Consider the following 1252-nt stretch of genomic DNA (forward strand, 5'->3'; position numbering starts at 1 on the left):
GTGATCCGTCGACGTTGCGGATGATGGCGCGGGAGTACCAGCGCATCTCCGACGCAGCCGATGACGCCTCGACCCGACTGAAGTCGGTGAAGGGCTCGGGGTGGCTGACCGACTGGGAGGGTGAAGCCGCGGACGTGTTCGTCGACGCGATCGAGGACACCCCGTCGGACCTGACCAAGCTCGTCGATTCCTACGAACTCGCCGCGACGGCGTTGTCGGGGTGGGCTGACACGGTCGATGACGCCCAGTACCGGGCTGACGGTGCGTTGGCGGACGCGAAGGACGCCACCGGGGACCTCGCCGCGGCGCAGGACCGGTTGGCAGATGCGCAGTCGAACCTGTCGCACTACCAGTCGACGTCGAAGGACCTGTCGAAGGTCGCGGACACGTACCCGGCCGGTTCCGAGGTGCCGGACGGGGTGGATGTTCCGTCGCCGGCGCAGTTGCGGGCAGCGTCCGACAACGCTTCCGTCGCGCAGGGGTCCGTGTCGTCGGCGCAGGGGGACATCTCGGCGGCGCAGTCGCGGATCGATGCGGCGAAGCGGCTCGTGGCGGATGCGAAGGGTGACTGGCAGGACGCGGAGCAGCGGACCGCGACGAAGATCGGTGAAGCTGCTGACGCGGGCCTCGGGAAGCAGTCCACGTGGGACAAGATCTTCGGGTCCGAACGATGGGAGACCATCGTCTCCATTGCGAAGGTCGTCGTCGCTGTTGGCGGCATCATCGTCATGATCGTCGGCGGACCGCTCGCATGGATCGTGCTCGGTGCAGCGCTGCTCGTACTCGCTGACACCCTGTACAAGATGAGCAAGGGCACCGCCGACGGGTGGGACCTCGCGTTCGCGCTGCTCGACTGCATCCCGGGTATGAAGGGGATCACCACCGCCGGACGGCTGCTGTCCGCAGCCGGCGACGCACGCAAGGCGTTCTCGCTCGCCCGCTCGACCGGATCGCTCGGCTCGCTCGCCGCCCGGACCCTCAGCGGAGCTGGCCGCTACGGCGTGATGGCGCTCAAGGAGCTTCCGCTGGCGGTGAAGCAGTTCGCGTCAAACCCGACGCGGCGACTCGAGCGCATGGCGCTCCAGGTGCGCTACCTGACCCCAGCGAACATGGTGCACAGCGCCGTCGATGCGGCGAAGGGGCTGCACACCGGCTTCTTGGGGTCGCAGGGCAAGCCGATCGTCGAGCGCCTCACCGACGCTTTCACCGCGAGTGACCGCGCCTTCAACCGCACCGTCAGCGGCGCCTACAA

The 1252-nt window shown here is 68.1% G+C and carries 1 protein-coding gene; it reads left to right on the forward strand.

Going from position 1 to position 1252, the window contains the following annotated elements; genetic code table 11:
• A partial coding sequence (locus BACI9J_RS22755) for a WXG100 family type VII secretion target (RefSeq protein WP_201296719.1) occupies nt 1-1252 on the forward strand: 1252 nt, incomplete at both ends.

Origin of the sequence: Arthrobacter sp. 9V, from assembly GCF_902506065.1 — a bacterium.
Lineage (GTDB): Bacteria > Actinomycetota > Actinomycetes > Actinomycetales > Micrococcaceae > Arthrobacter.